The organism is Okeania sp. SIO2B9 (assembly GCF_010672505.1).
In the GTDB taxonomy this organism is placed as follows: Bacteria; Cyanobacteriota; Cyanobacteriia; order Cyanobacteriales; family Microcoleaceae; genus Okeania; species Okeania hirsuta.
On sequence record NZ_JAAHGK010001273.1, the window covers coordinates 1 to 2,195 of the forward strand.

The 2,195-nt window shown below is 36.9% G+C and carries 2 protein-coding genes; one reads left to right on the forward strand and one right to left on the reverse strand.

Features of this window, described 5'->3' with window-relative positions:
• Positions 1-130: 130 nt before the first annotated feature.
• The gene (locus F6K13_RS29745; protein WP_287243018.1) at positions 131-1,258 is read right to left on the reverse strand and encodes a DALR anticodon-binding domain-containing protein; all 1,128 of its coding nucleotides are present in this window, start codon (positions 1,256-1,258) and stop codon (positions 131-133) included.
• Between the two features lie 44 nt (positions 1,259-1,302).
• Here F6K13_RS29745 and F6K13_RS29750 point away from each other — a divergent pair, with 44 nt between their 5' ends.
• Positions 1,303-2,064 carry a Crp/Fnr family transcriptional regulator gene (locus F6K13_RS29750; protein ID WP_192901275.1) on the forward strand — a complete coding sequence of 254 codons (762 nt, stop codon included), beginning with the start codon at positions 1,303-1,305 and terminating at the stop codon, positions 2,062-2,064.
• Positions 2,065-2,195: the final 131 nt, after the last annotated feature.

The following is a 2,195-nucleotide window of genomic DNA, read 5'->3' on the forward strand; positions in this document are numbered from 1 at the left end:
TCCCCGACAACCACCCTGCTCCCTCCCCTTCTTCTTTCTTCCCTCCTGACTCCTGACTCCTGACTCCTGAGGACTCCGTCGTTATTTATTTATAACTGTTCAACCGGACATGATATAAGTCCTGACTAAATTAAAGCTCTACAGGTGCTTCCCCACCTAACCTTTCTTCTAATAAAAATCTAAGTATAGACTGACTCACCAAAACCAAACCTAATCTAGCTTGCGCTAACTGCGGTTTTTTCACCTTCACCTCACCCCAAATACGACAATGACTGTAAAAATCTTGAAAAGCTACACTCATAGCATCAGCTACTTTTTGCCAATTTATAGGTTTTTTGCTGCTAGAAACACAATAAATACGATCTAGAGTAGAAGCAAATTGAGCAATTAAGTGGTATTCAGTATCATGTAAAAATTGTAATTGCCCATTAGGTTGTTGCCAGGATATAGGTTGAGAACTTTGCAACTGCCAAAATTGACCGCTACCATCCGGGCCTGTAAGAGTAACATTAATTAAGCGATCGCGTATACCCATCCGCAATAACGAACAACAACGAGCATGACTATACTGAATTGGAAACAAATTTGTAGTTTCTAAAGATTTATCAAAGTAATTGGGTCTAAAACCCCGCCTTGATTGGCGAAATGTTTTTGGATACTTGCTCACATCCCCGTTACAAAAACAACTTCTGACTTCGTTAAAGTCAACACCAACCTGTAATTCTTGTTGCTCAAAATTTAGGGGAAAAGAAGTTAGATAATCTAACCAATTAGCGATACTCAAATCAGTTAAATAAAAGTAAATTATCCCAGATGAAATTACCTCAATATCAAAAAATTCTGTATCTTTATTAGTCTCAGTATTTACTATTTCCCTACAATATTTAACTAACTCAGTAGCAATATATATAGCTGGTTGTTGACAAACCGAAGCTAACTTCAGAGCGATCGCTGACTTGTATACAATTGCTCCATTATTTATAGTTTGATTAATTGGAATTTCTTCCTTCTTTTGCCAAACTTCTAATGTATTTTCATACCTGCAAGATAATTCCAATTGCTCCTGGTATAAATTTATAGCTTTTTGTAAAATTTGTATCAAATTACACTTAAATGATGCTTTTGTCAATATTATTACTACCTCAAATAAATTTGATCTTGAATCTTCCGAATTAGATGTGTTTTTTGCTACACTTAAACTAAGGATCAAACTGGTATAAGTAGACAGATAAAAATCTGCTTCTATTCCTTTTACCAAAATGATTTGAACTCAAGGCCAACTATTACTACAAGAGAGTACCAATGCAACTATCATCACATCCAGAACTACCAGAAATGTCACTGAATATACAACCTACCAGCACCTCTGCACCTACCAGCAGACCATTTCTGACTTGGCAACTAATCATAGATTGGGCAGAAGAACACTACCGTAGCAGAGCTTTTAGCAAAGATGAACGTATTCCTGCCCGTCCAGGTTTGCTGTATCTAGTACAAAAAGGGTCAATTCGTTTAGTAGGTAATGCCCACATTAGTGCCAGTCACAATAAGTCTAGCAAGTCAAAAATAAGTAATATTTCAGACGAAGCTTTCCTCGGATTTGTCGGTGCTGGTCAACCATTTGAACTAATAGCTCAGTCACCATTTACACTTCAAGCTTATGCTCATGCAGATCAAACAACTGTGCTTTGGATGTATTGGCATGACCTAGATAATTGGCCTTACTTTCGCAGAGAAGTCCTAGATGCCTTTAGATACCAACATCAACGGAAGCTTCTGTGGCTAAGTACCCTAGGCCAACGTCGCACCATTGACAGATTATTCGGATTTCTGACGCTATTAATTGAAGAATATGGAGAACCATGGATCGCCCAAGACAAACCAGAAGCAATAAGTGGTTATTATTTGCCTTGGCCTTTGACCCATGCTCAAATTGGCAGTGCTATTGGTTCAACCCGCGTAACTGTGACTCGTCTAATGGGTAAATTACGTCAGCAAGGCTTAATATTTATCCAGAATGATCATCTGATTTGCTTACCAACACAGTCTGAACAGTCACAATAGTTAAATAATTTTTGGGTAGTTAGTTCTGGGCGATTATCAAACTTGGATATTAATACATATCCAACCATAAATTGTTATTTTGCATATTAAAATATTATGCGTTAAATAGATAATTTTATCTATATTTATCA

What these genes read in the sequence shown, in the direction of transcription:
- F6K13_RS29750 (WP_192901275.1), top strand. Translation starts at nt 1,303, where the DNA reads ATGCAACTATCATCACATCCAGAACTACCAGAAATGTCACTGAATATA.